Genomic DNA, 16,542 nt, shown 5'->3' on the forward strand with positions numbered 1-16,542 from the left:
CATTTGACTGACCCGCATGCACGCGGGTCAGTTTTCAACTTAATGAGTGAAACGAAGGATGTTTAATACGCAGTGAAGAAAACAAAACGGTTTGTTTATATACTCATTTTTGCGTTCGGTTTTACATATATTGCCGGAATGTCTATACCGACTTCCCCATCTGTTGTGTTCTATCGCGAAAACACAAGTGATGTTCTTGCCTATTTCCCACTTCAAGGAAACCAAACATTTACCCACACGTATACGCATTCCATTCATCTTTCTGACGTCAAAGAAACTTACGAAGTAATTGGAGAAAACGAGTTTGCATTGCGTGAACTGGTGTATGAAGATACTTCCATCGGGATGCCGTCCAATGCGGAGGAGGGGGAAACGTTCTCTTTTGAAAACGGAAAGTACCGAATACAAGGGATGAATAGAGTGTTTTCCGAAATTAGTATGCGTTTAGGGATAGAATCACCAACGAACCGTATCTCGATTGGTGATCAAGAAGTACTATTACAAGATACGTTAGAGCCAGGTTCTTGGGTAACGATGAAAGTAAGTAAGCTCACAGGATGGCAAAGACTGAAAGGAGTGAACCTTGATGACCCATCATGAGCAAGTTTCACAGGAAGAGCAGCAGAAATTACTTGAGAAATATGATCCAGAATCCAATACAAGATTTCTCTCTGGTTGGAAGGGAAAGCTTGTCTTTGTCATTCTTTTATCCTTTTCGTTGTTCCAGGTGTATACAGCGATCCAAGGACAATACACAGCGTACATTCAACGATCTGTTCATTTAGGATTTGCTCTTGCTCTTATTTTCTTATTGTTTCCTGCTCGTAGAAAATCTGCAAGAACAACGGTACCTTGGTACGACTGGATTTTGGCGGTGGTCTCGGTAGCTGTCGGAGCTTACTGGCCTATCTTTTACGACAAAATTGTTTCGCAAGTTGGGCGAATCGATTCGATGGACTTTGTCGCGGGGATGATTGCGACAATCCTCGTTTTAGAAGGAGCAAGACGTGCAGTCGGTTTGCCGATTGTTATTATCGCTGGATTTTTTATCGTCTATGCCATTTTTGGCCAACAGATGCCAGGATTTTTACAGCATAGAGGTGTGAGCTTAGAACAGTTGATTACGACGATGTTCTTCACAACAGATGGTATTTTAGGTACCCCGTTAGGCGTATCAGCAACGTTCATTTTCCTATTCCTTTTATTCGCGGCTTTTCTGATGAAAACTGGGGTCGGAAACTACTTTAATGACTTGGCTGTGACTCTGGCTGGTAAATCTACTGGTGGCCCAGCAAAGGTTGCGATTTTTTCGAGCGCGTTGCAAGGAACCATTTCAGGTAGTTCAGTTGCGAACGTTGTTGGATCCGGCTCTTACACAATTCCAATGATGAAACGACTAGGGTATAAGAAGGAATTTGCCGGTGGGGTTGAAGCAGCCGCCTCAACAGGTGGGCAGCTAATGCCACCAATCATGGGGGCAGCAGCCTTTCTTATGATTGAATTTATCGGTATCGACTACTGGGAGATTGCGAAGGCAGCGACAATTCCTGCGCTTCTGTATTTTTCTGGTATTTGGATTATGGTTCACTTTGAAGCGAAACGTGTTGGTTTGCGTAGTTTAACTGACGAGGAAATGCCAGATCGTAAAATAGTGTTGAAGCAACTCTACTTGTTAATTCCTATTATAGCGGTCATTGTGTTCTTGTTCTCTGGAATGAGCGTAACGCGTGCCGCTTTATGGTCCATCGTCGTGACCATCGCTATTTATATGTTACATTCGAATTTAAATATCCATGGAGAAAAATTAACGAAGAAGAAGTTTGCCCGCGCGGTTTACATGGTCGCACCGCTGTTGGGATTCGGATACTTTTTATTAATCGGAAATGACTTTATGGATGCGCTGTTACGGGGGATCCTCGTAGCGATTGTAGTAGCATCTGTGCATACAATCATCCATTATGTAAAGCACAAAGAATGGATTGTCGATCCGAAAGAGTTCGTGTTTGCCTTAGTGGATGGAGCTAGAACTGCACTTGGTGTGGCTGCTGCAACGGCATGTGCGGGAATTATCGTTGGGATTGTAGTGAGAACAGGCCTAGGTCTTAGCTTGGCGAATGAACTTGTGGAATTGGCTAACAACCAATTGCTGCTAACACTGTTCTTTACGATGATCGCTTCGATTATTTTAGGAATGGGCTCACCAACAACGGCGAACTACATTATTACGTCAACAATTGCCGCACCTGCCATCATTGCCCTCGGTGTTCAAAATTTAAGTGCACACATGTTTGTGTTTTACTTCGGTATTGTCGCTGATATTACACCACCTGTTGCACTTGCTGCCTTTGCTGCTGCTGGTGTATCAGGAGGAGAACCGATCCGTACAGGAGTGAACGCGTCAAAACTAGCAATTGGTGCGTTTATCATACCGTACATGTTTGTAATGCAACCGCAGCTACTGATGATAGAAGGCACGTGGTATGAAATTGCCTGGGCTACGTTCACAGCCTTATCTGGTATGATTCTTATCGGAGCGGGAATTATCGGTTTCTGGTTCCGTAAACTGATCTGGGTTGAAAGAATCGTTGCGGCCGCAGCTGGTTTACTGTTAATCTACCCTGGAATCGTGACAGATACCATTGGCTTTAGTGTATTTATTGTATTGATCTTGTTACAAATCTTTGTGAAAAGAAAAGGCGATGGCCCAGGACAACCTGGCGTGTTGGCTGATCACTAGTGTGGTCTTTGCTCGGAGTTGGATAAGTAAGAAAAAGAAGAGATTTGGTTCCCGATCTCTTCTTTTTTTGGAGTGCTGAAGATTGAAGTTAGAAGGTTTATTAGATAGTTCCACCGGGTCGATACGTTGGCACACCATTTTCGTTAAAGTATTGAAACCGGCTGATTAAAAGCAATTTCCGGTGCAAACAAAAAAACGACAGAACCCGCATGATTAGCGAATCCTACCGTTTGTGGGGTTTGGTACCCTATGATTCCGACTGGGCTCGAACCAGCGACCTCTACCCTGTCAAGGTAGCGCTCTCCCAGCTGAGCTACGGAATCATGCTGGAAAAAGTCATGAATAATAATTACTGACAATATCCTAATAACACAAGGACAAGTATTACTATACAGCGGGAAATAACTAGTGTCAACGGTTTTTTAAGAAGACGGACGGAGAAAAAGACACTCCGCCCTATAGTTTGCTTTTTAGCGTAGGGAAGTTGCTAAAAACTCTTCTACGTCCTCAGGTGTTTTGGCTTTGGCACTGTGTAGGTGAGCGATTTTTTCACCACTTTGGAAGATCAAAAGGCTTGGAATACCCATCACTTCGTTGGCGTCGCTTATGTCAGGTAATTCATCTTTGTTGAGTTCAAACCAATCAGATTCGTTGTATTCGGATACAATATCGTCTATGAACATATTCATTCTTTTGCAATCTGGGCACCAGTCAGCGTAAAATTTAATGATAACGGGTTGATCGCTTGAAATAGCTTGCTCATAGGCTTCTTTTGTTTGAATAGACTTCATAGTATTTCGCTCCTTTATGCGCTTCGTTTGGAGAATGCCTTCTATTCCACTTTTTACACTTCCATATAAATCATACACGATCGTAATTCAAAAAAGAAAGGTTATGCTCATGACATGTTAAAGAAAAAGGATCAAAAACTCGGTTCAATGGATCAAACCTCCGATGGGTCTGCACAATTCATCTGCAAGTCCAGCTGCAGCTGCTCGACAAGTTGTGTAATCGCATAAAGTTCGTACACAAAGCAGGAACGCTCATTTCTTTTGTCTTGAATAGGATCAATCTGTTGCCAAAACCAGTTGCTCGTTGCTTGTATGTCGTTCACTTTTTGAAAGGCTTCTTCTTGTAAAAGCGTAGATAAGTTTGAGGCATAGCGAATCAATGCGACTTTCTCCTCTGGGGATAACCGTACTTTTTCTCTATCGAGGGATAGCAGGTGAGAAAAGCGGTATACCACTTGACGGGCCATCGCGAGTCGCTCCATATGTATGGTTAGGTGTAGCTCATGTTCTTTTTTTTGCTTGTGATATGTCCATTCCACTGTTTGAAATCGTCCGTATTCCTCAGATTGGTCTATTTGTTGAACAAGGCTAGATACTTGGTTCACAAGATCGCGTCGCTGAATAGGGCGACTTTCACAGAGCCAGCCAAACACATCTCTTGTTATGTTGCTCAACTGTATGAGGCGATTATTTGCTTCCTTCTCTACCTTTTGTTCATAGTGTGGAGGTAAAATGAAAAAGTTCACTGCAGTGGAAAGAAGCAGTCCTATAGTAGTCGTGGACATTCTCGAGAAAAACTCTTCTATGTAATGATGGTCTAACGTCGGGATCATGACAACTGCTGTTAATGTCGCCACTAAAATTCCAGCGTGTAACCGCAGTTTGTAGCAAAGTGCGATGGTAAACGCAGCACTCAACGCGTAGGTCCACGCTGTTTCTTCAAATAGTGCAAAAAATCCAATCGCAAAGAGTGCTCCGATCGCTGCCGCTGGAAGGCGAACAATTCCTTTTTTAATTGAATCCCCTGCGGTGGGTTCAATCGTTACGACTGCTGTAATGACGGCAAAAGCGGGTGGTAACTCTAAGGCTATACAGATCGCAGCAGTTAGAAAGGTAGCAATCGCTGTCTTGACGATACGAGGCCCTACGATAGGCAGTAGAAAGGGTCTCACTAAAAACTCTCCTTTGCTTTTTCACAAATCGTTCTTGTCCATTGTACTAGAAAGTTGAGAGTAACCCAACGTCAGTCCTGTTTTGCGTTGTTTGTTCCAAAAAAAAGTAATGATGTATCCACAAAACTGTGGTACATCATTACTTTTTAAAATAAGGCTGTTTTCTAAAAGATTGTTGCTTTTTTAATGAAATCCCATTACACAGTAGCTATATGATGCGACATAACAAAAACTTCATAAAAGTGCTTCGAACCGCTCCGGAAATACACTTCGCTTTCCGCGGGGCGGGCGGTGAGCCTCCTCATCGCTGCGCTCTTGCGGAATGAAATGCGGAAGCGGTCCGTTTTGCTCCCTCTGAAAAATGTTCTTTGGCTTTAGAGGCGCTTTTTGCCTCAAAAGACAAAGGTTATTTTCAGACGGGAGCAGACCGCTGTAGCTAGACAAGTCTCACCTGGCCACGCTTTTCCCGTAGGACAAGGAGGAAAGGCTAAGGGCGCCACGTCCTGGTTCTGGCTCATTTCGCTTGTTATACGCAATGATGGACTGATGCCCCATTCGATGTACTTGTTCATAAATAGGGTCATAATCATAGCCAGCGTCCATGGTCTGATAGCGTATGTCGGAAGAGCAAGACGTTCATGAATTCCCTTTAATAGTGGGATCGCTGCCTTTCCATCGTTCAGACTACCCAATGAGAAAAGGGTCTGTAGTATGTATTGACTCGATGTGCCGATAGTCAGATGCCCCTTGTAGCCATACCAAAAGGCGTTCTTCCCTTCACTGTTCTTTTTGACGCCCCAAGTAGGGTTTTGAGGGACTTCAGCACGTAATTCCGCTACAGATGCATCTAATTGAGCTTCGATTTTCTCTCAAAAAGTGGAAAATCCGCTTCTTTTTCAGCTTGTTCGGAAACTCAGGGAGGAATGCTCAGACTTAGAGTGGAATGCTCGGACTTAGGGAGGAATGCTCAGACTTAGGGAGGAATGCTCAGACTCAGGGAGGAATGCTCAGACTCAGAGAGGAATGCTCAGACTTAGAGTGGGATGCTCAGACTCAGGGAGGAATGCTCAGACTCAGGGAGGAATGCTCAGACTCAGAGAGGAATGCTCAGACTTAGGGAGGTATGCTCAGACTTAGGGAGGGATGCTCAGACTTAGAGTGGGATGCTCAGACTCAGAGAGGAATGCTCGGACTCAGAGAGGAATGCTCAGACTCAGAGAGGGATGCTCAGACTCAGGGAGGAATGCTCAGACTTAGGGAGGAATGCTCAGACTTAGGGAGGGATGCTCAGACTTAGGGAGGGATGCTCAGACTTAGGGAGGAATGCTCAGACTTAGAGAGGAATGCTCAGACTTAGAGTGGAATGCTCAGACTCAGAGAGGAATGCTCAGACTTAGAGTGGGATGCTCAGACTCAGGGAGGAATGCTCAGACTCAGAGAGGAATGCTCAGACTCAGAGAGGAATGCTCAGACTCAGGGAGGAATGCTCAGACTTAGGGAGGGATGCTCAGACTCAGAGAGGAATGCTCAGACTTAGAGTGGGATGCTCAGACTCAGGGAGGAATGCTCAGACTCAGAGAGGAATGCTCAGACTCAGAGAGGAATGCTCAGACTTAGGGAGGGATGCTCAGACTTAGGGAGGAATGCTCAGACTTAGAGTGGGATGCTCAGACTCAGAGAGGAGGAAAGGCTAAGAGCGCCACGTCCTGTGGCAACGCCTTTCTGACCCACGTCCTGTGGGCCTCCGCAGTGAGCGTACTTTGCTCGCGAGGAGGCTCAGCGCGGAGCCCGCGGAAAGCGTAGTGTATTTCCGGAGCGGTATTCAAGCACTATGAATTTGCATTACGTCGCATCATGAGATTACTGCATAGTAAAAACAACAAAGGATACGAAAAGAGCCTTAAATAAACATCCCGGCGATAGCGGCACTTACAAGGGAAGCAAGCGATCCGGCAATGATGGCCCGCACACCTAGCCTTGCTAAATCGTTGCGACGATCGGGAGCGAGTCTTCCCAGTCCGCCTAAAATAATGGCTAATGAAGAAATGTTCGCAAACCCGCAAAGTGCGAACGTAATAATCGCTTGCGTTTTCTCGGTGAACGATTCCATTTGTGGTGCGAAATTTGCGTAAGCTACAAATTCGTTTAGGACGAGCTTTTGACCAATAAAGTTCCCTGCCTGTACCGCTTCATTCCAAGGAACGCCAATCACAAAAGCAATGGGTGAAAAAATGTACCCGAGTATTAATTGTAGCGAGAGCTCCTCAAACCCAAACACACCACCCACGTATGAAAACAACAAGTTGATAAGCGCAATGAGACCGATAAAGGCGAGAAGCATAGCGCCGATGTTGAGCGCAAGTTCTAGCCCGACACTTGCTCCTCTTGCGGCTGCGTCGACCACATTGGAAGATTCCTTGTCAGCATCCATCTGAAAGTCTTTTGGTTCCTCTCTTTGGTCTGTTTCAGGAAGGAACAATTTAGCCATAACGAGTCCAGCAGGAGCAGCCATGAAACTCGCGGGTAATAAATAATTGAGGTCAATTCCAAGACTCGCGTAGCCGAACAAAGTGGATCCTGCAACAGAAGCAAGTCCACCAACCATCACGGCAAATAGCTCAGACTCTGTCATGCGATGAATATAAGGCCGAACGACAAGTGGTGCTTCAGTTTGTCCGACAAAAATGTTCGCAGCTGCCGACATCGATTCCGCTTTACGAGTCCCAAGTAACTTGGATAGGGCCCCACCTACAAAACGTACGAGCGTTTGCATGATCTTTAAATAGTAAAGTACCGAAATAAGAGCGGAGAAAAAAATGACGATCGGTAACACTTGGAAGGCAAAAATGACTCCTTGCTCCGGAAGTATCCCACCAAATAAGAAGACTAACCCTTCATTTGCCGATGCTAATACATCATTTGCCACATTTACAACGACTTCCATTGCACGGATGCCAGGTTCAAATTCTAGTGCAACAAATCCAATTAAGATTTGAATAGCCAGGCCAATCAAAATAGTTCTTGGCTTAATGGCAGTCCGTTTACTGGAAAGCAAGAAGCCGATGAAGAGGATGACAAAAATCCCCGCAAGTCCCCATATAAAATTCATAGGTCAACTAACTCCTTTCTATGTACCCTTCATTGTAGGTTGCCCATTACACATGCTCTTATGAGAAATCGATAGGGGGAGTGAATCGCAGATCCCATAAGAGACCTTTCATACATTGTTGGAGAAAGAAAGCCCCCTAATCTGGTGCTTCCTTTTTGTTACCCAAGTAAAAGTTCCATCCTTGTAGTCCATCTCGGAATAAGGTCCACATAACGAATAGAAAACTGACATGTAAAATGAAGGATCCAATCGCTACTAGGGGAGATGCATAAGTAAGGACATCTCCCCATATTAATACGAATTCGATTAAAACCCAACCGACAGCTTGCACGATCAATATGGTGAAAGTAACTAGCCTTTTATAGATGAGGTAAGTGTAAGCTAGTAAAACGACGGCAGAGTATGATGCCATCAAAGCGACAGCATCACGGGATGGATCACTGAACCAACCTGGACAAAAGGTGAAAAGATGAAAGACTGCCATTAAGAAAAACATAGATGTCGTGTGGATAGAGACTTGAAATAGATAGATGGATATAAACTGGAGCCAAACAGACGGAGAAGAACATAACTTCCTCATCCACCATTTACAAAAGGGAAAAGCTACAAACAGGCTAATACTTGTCATCCATGTTTCCCACCAACGATGTTCATAGAGATCCAGTCGAAGAAACAGCACCTCTATCCCAAAGAAAAAGGCAATGATGCCAACCATCCATTTCCAATTTAATTGGAAGACTCCGGTAGCGACGGCAGCAATGGGTACTGCAAAACCTTGAGAGCTAATTGCACCTAGCGTACTATCATAGAAAGGTTCTGGTAGGACACCTGGGTTGTAAGCATAACTATGTCCAACAACGAAAATAAAGAGTTCAAATAGATAAGCCAATCCCGCAATAGCTAACCACCCAAACCAAACAATGCTACTTCTAACGTACATGTAGCTTCTAATTAAAATAAGCACACTACCGACTGCTAAAGTAAGAAAGAAGATCATAGACTCGCTCCCGCACGTTGTTCTTTCCGGTAGTGTACCCAAATCCGATGTTGACATGAACCTTTGCTAGATAGCGTTCATCCTTGCGAGTCTACATACATGTTCTGTATAGTGGAAGCAAAGTGACTATATACAAATTCGACTTTTCGTTCGGTCAAACAAAAGGCGTTTTTCTTTTGAAAAGGGGCGGAGTTACGCAGAATTCTCACATCATGGAAATGATCCTTTTTAGAGAACAACTTTGGATCCTTTATTAATTAATGATTCGGGGCTCAACTCGCACCGCCTTGATCACAACTAGACTGCTTTGTGACCCGTTTCCATCAATGGGTGAGTGATCGGCTCATGAATGTTTATAAGAAGAACTTGTTAGGACGTTGGGTGAATAGAAGGGAGAACGGTGATGAGTGCTTTTGCGGTAAAAAGACCTGTATTTACTTTTGTTACGATGTTGTTAATTCTTATTTTAGGTACGGTGAGTGTGACCCGGATTCCATTAAAACTTATTCCAGATTTGAATCCACCAGTTGCCGTTGTGGTTGCAAACTATGAAGGGGCTTCGCCGACAGAAGTGCTAGAGAAAGTAACAAAGCCATTGGAAAGCCAGCTAAGTACGCTACCTGGTCTCCAATCTATACAATCGACTTCACAGGAAGGTTCGAATTTATTGTTCCTGGAATTTAGTTGGTCAACGAACATTGAGACAATCGAAAATGAAGTCATCAGTCGAATTAACCAAACGCCTATTCCTGATGAGGCAAGTACGCCTAGATTTTTAAAGTTCGACCCGTCGCAATTTCCCATTATTCAGTTGGCAATTCGAGGAGAAACGGAAGGAAGCAATGTCCAAGAGTTGGCCAAGCAATTACAGACAGAGCTCGCTAAAATCCAAGGAGTTGCGAGTGTAGATTCATCTGGTGCTGTCACAGAGAACATTACGGTTACCCTTGATGAAGGGGCACTGACCGATAATAACTTGACGTCCACACAAGTGGTGAACACCATTCGGGCAAACAATATTTCTTCCCCTGGGGAGCCCATTGTTCGTGATGAGCAGCAACTCTCGACCCGTATCGTGAGCGAAATTCAATCAATTGATGAAATTCGCGAACTTGTCATCACGGCAAATCCTAATACAGGTAATGAGGTGACAGTAGACGATGTCGCCACGCTGGCCATTGCAGATCCGGATCAAAGTACCATTACTCGTGCTAATGAATTTGACGCAGTCTTGTTCAGTATTTTGCAAGAAGCTGATGCGAATACTGCTAGTGTGTCATCCAATTTTGAAGATGAACTCAATAACCTGCTCACACAAGAACAGTTTGCAGATATTGAAGCAGATATTTTATTTGATCAAGGGGATTACATAGAAATCGCTATTAAAAACATTGCGACTTCGCTCGTATTGGGCGGTTTATTTGCAATGCTTGTGCTGTTCTTTTTCCTTCGCAACGTGAAAAGTCCGCTTATTATAGGGGTGGCGATTCCGTATTCTGTCGTGTTAACGTTCGTGTTAATGTATTTTGCAGACTTTAGCCTGAACATTATGACCCTCGGTGGACTCGCGCTGGGAATCGGTATGCTCGTTGATAACGCTATTGTCGTGATCGAGAACATCAACAGGCATCTATCTTTGAAAAAGAAGCCGAAAGAGGCAGCAGTGGACGGAACGAAAGAGATTTCCTCCGCAATTACAGCGTCGACGTTAACGACAGTCGTTGTGTTCCTACCTGTCGTCTTTATCTCTGGTATCATCGGTGAGATTTTTCTCGAATTTGCCTTAACGATCTCATTTAGTTTGGTAGCTTCATTGGTCGTGTCTGTGACGGTAGTGCCGATGCTGGCTAGTCGTTTGCTTAGAGCGCCCAAATCAGACAAAGGAACGATCAGGGTAGCTTCAAAGCCGGCACGTACGATGGAGCGTATCGCCGAATGGTCGCTCAAAAGACGATGGACCGTCATCATGCTCACTGTGCTTGTCCTTTTAGGAAGTGTTGTTGGATTTGTTCGCGTCGGTACAGAGTTTTTACCTGCAACGGATGAAGGATTTTTTACGATTCGGGTAAGTCTTGATGATGGCACGTCGTTACAAGAAACGGAACGTACGGTAGCGGCTATAGAAGAGATACTAGAAGATAGAGAGCCTGTTGATGTGTTTGTTAGCCTAATTGGATCGACTCAGGAAGGTTCTTTCCAAGGAACAGGGAGTTCGAATCAAGCTGAGCTTTATGTGAAAATGAAGGGTTTAGCGGATCGTGACATCTCCACTCTAGCCTTTATGGATGATATTCGTGAGGAAATGGAAAAAGCGGCAACAAATGTGAATGATAGCGCAGAGCTAAATTTAGCGACGCAATCGGCAGCGGGCTCTTCGCCGGATGAGTTATCATTTTCTGTACGTGACTCAGACAAAGCCCGTTTGGATGAAGCGATCCTTCAATTAGAAGGAGCTTTGAGTGGGCTGGAAGAGGTTCGTGATCTGACGATAGATCGTGAAGAAGTCATCCCAGAACTTCAGATCGAAATTAATCGTGAAGAAGCGCGCGTCCAAGGGCTAACTCCTGCTCAAATTGCCTCCTCCGTTGGGGAAGCGACGCGTGGTGTAACGGCAACACAAATTGTAAATGAAAACAATGAAGTCCAACAAGTATTTGTCCAGCTAGAGGAAGAGGCATATGGAACGATTGATGAGTTGAACAATTTGCAACTGAGAAATGGCGCAGGTCAACTAATTGAATTGCAAGCAGTGGCCTCTGTTACAGAAGGTGAAGGTCCGGTAGCATTGAACAGAATCGATGAACAAGACGCTGTACAATTTACGCTTACATACGCTTCCACCGTTAGTTTGGGTGAAGTATCACAACTTGTCGATGAAAGGATTCAAGAGTTAGGTTTACCTGATAGTACGCAAATTGCATTTGGAGGCGATCGTGAACTTCTTGAAGACGCCATTAATGATTTGCTATTAGCTTTTGGGTTAGCTATTGTGTTCGTGTATCTTGTCATGGCAGCCCAATTTGAATCGTTCAAATATCCGTTCGTTATTATGTTTACTGTCCCACTGATGGTAGCGGGTGTCGGATATGCATTACTCGTCACCGAAACTCCGATTAGTGTGACGGTGATGATTGGATTGATCGTATTGGCAGGAATTGTAGTAAACAATGCCATTGTCTTAGTGGATATGATTAATCAACGGAAACGTGAAGGAACAGCGACATACGATGCCATTGTCGAAGCGGTGAAAATGAGAACTCGGCCGATTCTGATGACGGCTTTGACGACCATTCTCGGTCTCGTCCCACTTGCACTTGGTATTGGCGAAGGTACCGAGATCAACCAACCGATGGCCATTACTGTGATCGGCGGGCTTGTCTTCAGTACGTTCTTAACTTTAATTGTGATTCCAGTCGTCTACTCATTCTTTGACCCGACGACAAGAAGAATGAAAAAGTATTTAAAACGACGACAAGAACCATCGCGGCTCAAAAAGTATGAGCCACTTCTCCGTTCTATAGAAGAAGTGGATGAATCGAGTGATCGTGAAGAGGCCATTCAACTGTTGGAAGATAGCCTTCGGAGGTTGCGTAAAGACGATCGAGAATAATTTCATTAGATCAAAGGGTTTCTTTTTCATAACATGTGCATGCTTTGCGAACACTAATGGCACTATGTGACGCGGAGAGCAGGGGGACCCTCTAATGACAACGACCGGAGCCTTAATTAATACAACTACAATACTACGCCAGTTTTCATTCCTCACGGTTCGTTATACAAAATGTAAACAGTGTAGGATCAGGGAGAGTCTGGAGATGCGCTCGATATGAAAAGGCTTAGTAAACTTGAAGCCATTCTTTGGAGTGTGGCTCTTCCTGGATTTGCCCAACTACTTACCGGTCAACTTGTAAAAGGCGTATTATTTGTCGTGCTGGAAGTGTTAATTAACGTCCAAAGTCAATTTAATGAGGGTATTCTGTTAAGCTTTAATGGAGAAACCGAAGAAGCATACGCACTCATGGATTATCAGTGGCTCATGTTTTATCCATGTTTGTACATGTTTGCCATGTGGGACGCTTATCGAGATGCGATGCCCGCTTCAGAAAAACTCACTTTTCTTCCCTTTGCCTTTGGAGCTTACTTTATCACTGTTGGGCTAATGTATTCTGGGTCTTTTACAATGGGTTCTGTTTACCCAGGTCCTGTTTTTACACCTATGCTCGCCCTCATTCCAGGTCTTTCCATAGGGTGGCTCATTCGGAAAATCATCCTTTTCTTTTCAAAGTAGACCTTAGTGGGACGGTGTGCTAAAAATTGTTGTTTTCCGTTGACATATCGAAAGGTATTGCACATACTATATACTAACAAGTGAAGAGCTTCGCCGTACAAAGGGGAGTAGCGTGTAGGGAAACCTAATGCAAAGTCGTCATTTCATGATGTCCATCATCATCGGCTTTGTTCACATGAATTCATGTGTCGCAAGACCTTTGCCTTTCTTTAACCAGAGGAGGCAAAGGTCTTTTCTTGTTTTAGTAACTGTGTAAAGAACGGGCATACTACCATAAGAAAATGGATGCGGAAAAAGGAGATGACGAACCTTGTTGTTAGAGTACGGTTGGGTCTTGCTTGTGTTAATTGGTTTGGAAGGGATATTGGCTGCTGATAACGCAGTTGTTATGGCGGTAATGGTGAAACACTTACCTGAAAAGCAACAAAAAAAGGCTTTGTTTTACGGATTACTAGGAGCGTTTGTATTCCGATTTGCTTCATTATTGATGATTTCATTTCTTGTGAACGTATGGCAAGTGCAAGCTATCGGTGCTTTGTACCTATTGTTTATTTCACTCAATCATATTTTGAGACGAAAAGCTCATAAAGAACATAAAGAACCGAAAGAACAATCGGGTAGTTCCTTTTGGTGGACGGTTGCGAAAGTTGAATTTGCGGATATTGCTTTTGCAATTGACTCTATGCTGGCTGCCGTTGCGCTTGCTGTGACACTACCGGAGACAGGGTGGTTTGACATAGGTGGCATAGATGGTGGACAGTTCATCGTCATGTTCCTCGGTGGTTTGATCGGGCTTGTCATTATGCGATTTGCTGCTGGTGTGTTTGTCGATTTACTGAAAAAGTACCCCATGCTGGAGATGTCTGCCTTCCTTATTGTCGGCTGGGTCGGTGTCAAGCTTGCCGTTCATACGCTTGCGCACCCAGATGTTGCTCTAATTGACCCCCACTTCCCAGAGTCCACATTGTGGAAGTCAATCTTTTGGTCGATCCTCGTCGGGTTTGCGCTGTTTGGATATTTTGCTTCCCGTCGGCATGCTAAGCGAATGAAACAGAGCGAACCATCACCGAGAACGTGACGTGAATCCCCCCTTTTATTGATGAATAAAAATAAATAAAATTCCTTATGAAACACACCCCAAAAAATTCAACAGTATGTAACGAATACTGTAACGAACGTAAAGAGGGTGTTTTTTTTTGCGCTTAAAACACTCAATCATGGAACAAATCTTATAGTCAATTTGTAACAAGAAAACAGTTTTTCCTGTGCTATAATGTGTCCATGTTGAGGTGAGGCAAAGTGCTTTCATTATTGGTGTTTTTAGTTAAGCAAAAGACAGGAAGAAATTTAGAAAAGAGAGTCATGCTGGCCCAAACAGGAAATAATGCCATTCGTGAGCAATTGCTACAAGAGTACCAGCCGTTTGTAAAAAAGAATGTTTCCTCTGTTTGTAAACGATATATTACAAAATCAGATGACGAATTTAGCATCGGTCTTCAAGCACTAAATCAGTCGATTGATCAATTTGTACCTGAAAAAGGGGCAAGTTTTCTTTCCTTTTCAGAAGTGCTCATTAAGCGTAGAGTCATTGACTATATACGCAAGGAGCAACGTCACCAGCATCTTCCTTATACAAGAGTTGGTGACGAGGAAGAATCAGGTGCTGTTAGTATGGAAGCATCGATTTCTGTTCAGGCACATACTTCGAAAATGGAGACGAACGCGAGAAAAGAAGAAATCCGTCAATTCGTGGACGTGTTGCAAGAATATGGGATAACCTTTAACGAGCTTACATCCGCTACGCCTAAACATCGTGATGCGAGGGAAAATGCCATTGACGTTGCGAAATTAATTGTGCAGCGTGACGATCTCCTTTCTTTTGTCCGGGAGAAGAAGAAACTCCCACTAAAGAAGCTGGCTGAAGAAGTAGATCAGAGTCGGAAAACGTTAGAGCGCAATAGAAAGTATATTATTTCTATGGTGCTTTTACTCATAGGCGATTACCCATATTTACAAGATTACGTGAAGGGGGTGAGGGAGGCATGAAGATTCAAGGGATTGTGGTCGAAGTCGGGAAGCAATCCGTCACTTTATTGACTTCGGACGGGGCTTTCCGCAAGTGTCCAAAACCACTACGACAAGTTGAAATTGGTGATGAGGTGCACTTAGATCCCCCTCGGTCTATTTCGATGGGGGCGTTTCCGAGAATAGCGGTTGTTGCTGCAGTCTTTGCTCTTCTTTTCCTAACCGTTTTATATCCCTTCTTTACGAGGTACGAAGCCTATGCCATTTTTACAATTGATATTAATCCTAGCCTGGAATTGTCAGTAACGGACGAATGGGAAGTTATCGAAGTTAGTGCAAACAACCTTGATGGAGAAAAAGTATTGAAACAGCTTGGGGGAGTAGAAGAGTGGCAAGGAGAAACAGTAGAGAAACTTCTACGTCAGATAACAGAAACGACCGAAGCCTTAGGATACGTTGAGGACGCGACAGCCACTGATCTTATCGTATCAGAACGATTTGTAGATCCAAGTGAATCACCTTCTTCTGCTTGGCAAAATGAAGAGGAAGGGGTCAAAACGCAGCTCGAATCCCTCGGCTTTCGCGTCTATTGGTACGAAAGCGAAGAAGAAGTGAGTGAACTTGCTAAAAAAGAAGGCGTCTCAGTGGGTCGCTATTTGTACAACAAAGAACAAGAAGATGATGAAAAAAAACGTGAGCAGGAAGAAAAAGAACAAGAACAAACTGAAGAAGATGTTTCTATTGATGAAGCAACGATTAGTGAGAATGTGAGCATACCATCGTCTTCAGGACAAAATGAGGAATCTTCTACGCCACCTGTAACAAAAGATGATGACGATAAAAATACTGAGAAAATAGGTCCGCCAGAAAAAGAGAAAGCCCGTAACAAGAAAGCCCCACCAGATAAGTTGAAGGAAGATAAGGGGAACGGTAGAGGGATTGAGAAACCAAGGCCACCTACACAACCAAACGTAAGCAATGACGGCGATAGAGGTCGTGATCGAGACGACGACAAAGACGATGATCGAGACGGTGACGACAATAGAGACCGCGAACGAGACCGAGACCGAGACGATCACAATAGAGGTAGTGATCGAGACGATAAGGATGATGATCGTGATGACGAGGATGAAAATTAAATCTCCATCATCATATGTAGAAAACTTTCATTTAAAAAAGGGCAGGCAATAGGCCTGTCCTTTTATTTGGTGGGACGATACTCGCGCATTAATTTGCCTGTTATATTTTGGCGCTTATTTTTTGGTTCACTTACTCCAAACTCTTGGGCCATTTCGTATTTCACATTTTCTAGAAATGAGTCGACTCCATCCACCAAAAATGGATGTTTTTTCTGTTGTGCCATGTTAATATTCTCCTTTCGCGACTTATGGTGTTAAACTTTCTTCTGCTTACTATATGTAAT

Annotated in this window: 12 protein-coding genes, 1 tRNA gene and 2 pseudogenes; 8 read left to right on the forward strand and 7 right to left on the reverse strand. The window is 43.9% G+C overall.

All coding sequences use genetic code 11. The features are described from left to right. Positions 1–72 precede the first annotated feature (72 nt). On the forward strand, positions 73–600 hold the full coding sequence (locus tag HHK01_RS05355) for a DUF1850 domain-containing protein (protein ID WP_170006759.1): 528 nt from the start codon (positions 73–75) through the stop codon (positions 598–600). Then, a complete protein-coding gene (locus HHK01_RS05360; protein ID WP_170006760.1) occupies positions 587–2,737 on the forward strand; it encodes a TRAP transporter permease in 2,151 nt (716 codons plus the stop codon). The genes HHK01_RS05355 and HHK01_RS05360 overlap by 14 nt, the downstream gene beginning before the upstream one ends. A gap of 250 nt (positions 2,738–2,987) precedes the next feature. On the opposite strand, the gene HHK01_RS05365 is transcribed toward HHK01_RS05360, so the two are convergent. From HHK01_RS05365 to HHK01_RS05390, 6 genes and pseudogenes are all read right to left on the reverse strand, one after another. Continuing rightward, positions 2,988–3,060 (reverse strand) — tRNA-Val (locus HHK01_RS05365). A gap of 147 nt (positions 3,061–3,207) precedes the next feature. Continuing rightward, positions 3,208–3,528, reverse strand: a complete 321-nt coding sequence (locus tag HHK01_RS05370) for a thioredoxin family protein (protein WP_170006761.1) — start codon at positions 3,526–3,528, stop codon at positions 3,208–3,210. Between the two features lie 152 nt (positions 3,529–3,680). After that, positions 3,681–4,700 carry an FUSC family protein gene (locus HHK01_RS05375; RefSeq protein WP_170006762.1) on the reverse strand — a complete coding sequence of 340 codons (1,020 nt, stop codon included), beginning with the start codon at positions 4,698–4,700 and terminating at the stop codon, positions 3,681–3,683. 507 nt (positions 4,701–5,207) lie between these two features. Further along, a pseudogene (locus tag HHK01_RS05380) lies at positions 5,208–5,613 on the reverse strand (transposase); the annotation flags it as partial. Positions 5,614–6,600: 987 nt separating this feature from the next. Next, positions 6,601–7,809: a NupC/NupG family nucleoside CNT transporter gene (locus tag HHK01_RS05385; protein WP_170006763.1), complete on the reverse strand. Its 1,209-nt coding sequence runs from the start codon at positions 7,807–7,809 to the stop codon at positions 6,601–6,603. A 136-nt stretch (positions 7,810–7,945) separates the two neighbouring features. Further along, entirely contained in the window at positions 7,946–8,806 is an 861-nt protein-coding gene (locus HHK01_RS05390; protein ID WP_170006764.1) for a hypothetical protein, read from the reverse strand. 403 nt (positions 8,807–9,209) lie between these two features. Here HHK01_RS05390 and HHK01_RS05395 point away from each other — a divergent pair, with 403 nt between their 5' ends. From HHK01_RS05395 to HHK01_RS16005, 6 genes and pseudogenes are all read left to right on the forward strand, one after another. Further along, positions 9,210–12,416 (forward strand): efflux RND transporter permease subunit, encoded by a 3,207-nt coding sequence (locus HHK01_RS05395; protein ID WP_170006765.1) that lies wholly within the window; start codon positions 9,210–9,212, stop codon positions 12,414–12,416. Between the two features lie 216 nt (positions 12,417–12,632). Further along, positions 12,633–13,094, forward strand: coding sequence for a hypothetical protein (locus HHK01_RS05400; protein WP_170006766.1), 462 nt, complete (start codon positions 12,633–12,635; stop codon positions 13,092–13,094). Between the two features lie 310 nt (positions 13,095–13,404). After that, positions 13,405–14,172 (forward strand): TerC family protein, encoded by a 768-nt coding sequence (locus HHK01_RS05405; protein WP_170006767.1) that lies wholly within the window; start codon positions 13,405–13,407, stop codon positions 14,170–14,172. A 284-nt stretch (positions 14,173–14,456) separates the two neighbouring features. Then, the gene (gene sigI, locus HHK01_RS05410; RefSeq protein ID WP_170008668.1) at positions 14,457–15,140 is read left to right on the forward strand and encodes an RNA polymerase sigma-I factor; all 684 of its coding nucleotides are present in this window, start codon (positions 14,457–14,459) and stop codon (positions 15,138–15,140) included. Then, positions 15,137–15,250, forward strand: a pseudogene (locus HHK01_RS15895) (anti-sigma factor domain-containing protein); the annotation flags it as partial. The gene sigI and the pseudogene HHK01_RS15895, both read left to right, overlap by 4 nt. A gap of 33 nt (positions 15,251–15,283) precedes the next feature. Then, the gene (locus HHK01_RS16005) at positions 15,284–16,258 is read left to right on the forward strand and encodes an anti-sigma-I factor RsgI family protein (protein WP_456061959.1); all 975 of its coding nucleotides are present in this window, start codon (positions 15,284–15,286) and stop codon (positions 16,256–16,258) included. Positions 16,259–16,320: 62 nt separating this feature from the next. Here the strand turns inward: HHK01_RS16005 and HHK01_RS05420 are convergent, their stop codons facing one another. Continuing rightward, on the reverse strand, positions 16,321–16,482 hold the full coding sequence (locus HHK01_RS05420; protein WP_170006769.1) for a small, acid-soluble spore protein, alpha/beta type: 162 nt from the start codon (positions 16,480–16,482) through the stop codon (positions 16,321–16,323). Positions 16,483–16,542: the final 60 nt, after the last annotated feature.

It is taken from the genome of Bacillus fonticola (genome assembly GCF_012955605.1).
Classification (GTDB): domain Bacteria; phylum Bacillota; class Bacilli; order Bacillales; family JC228; genus Bacillus_CG; species Bacillus_CG fonticola.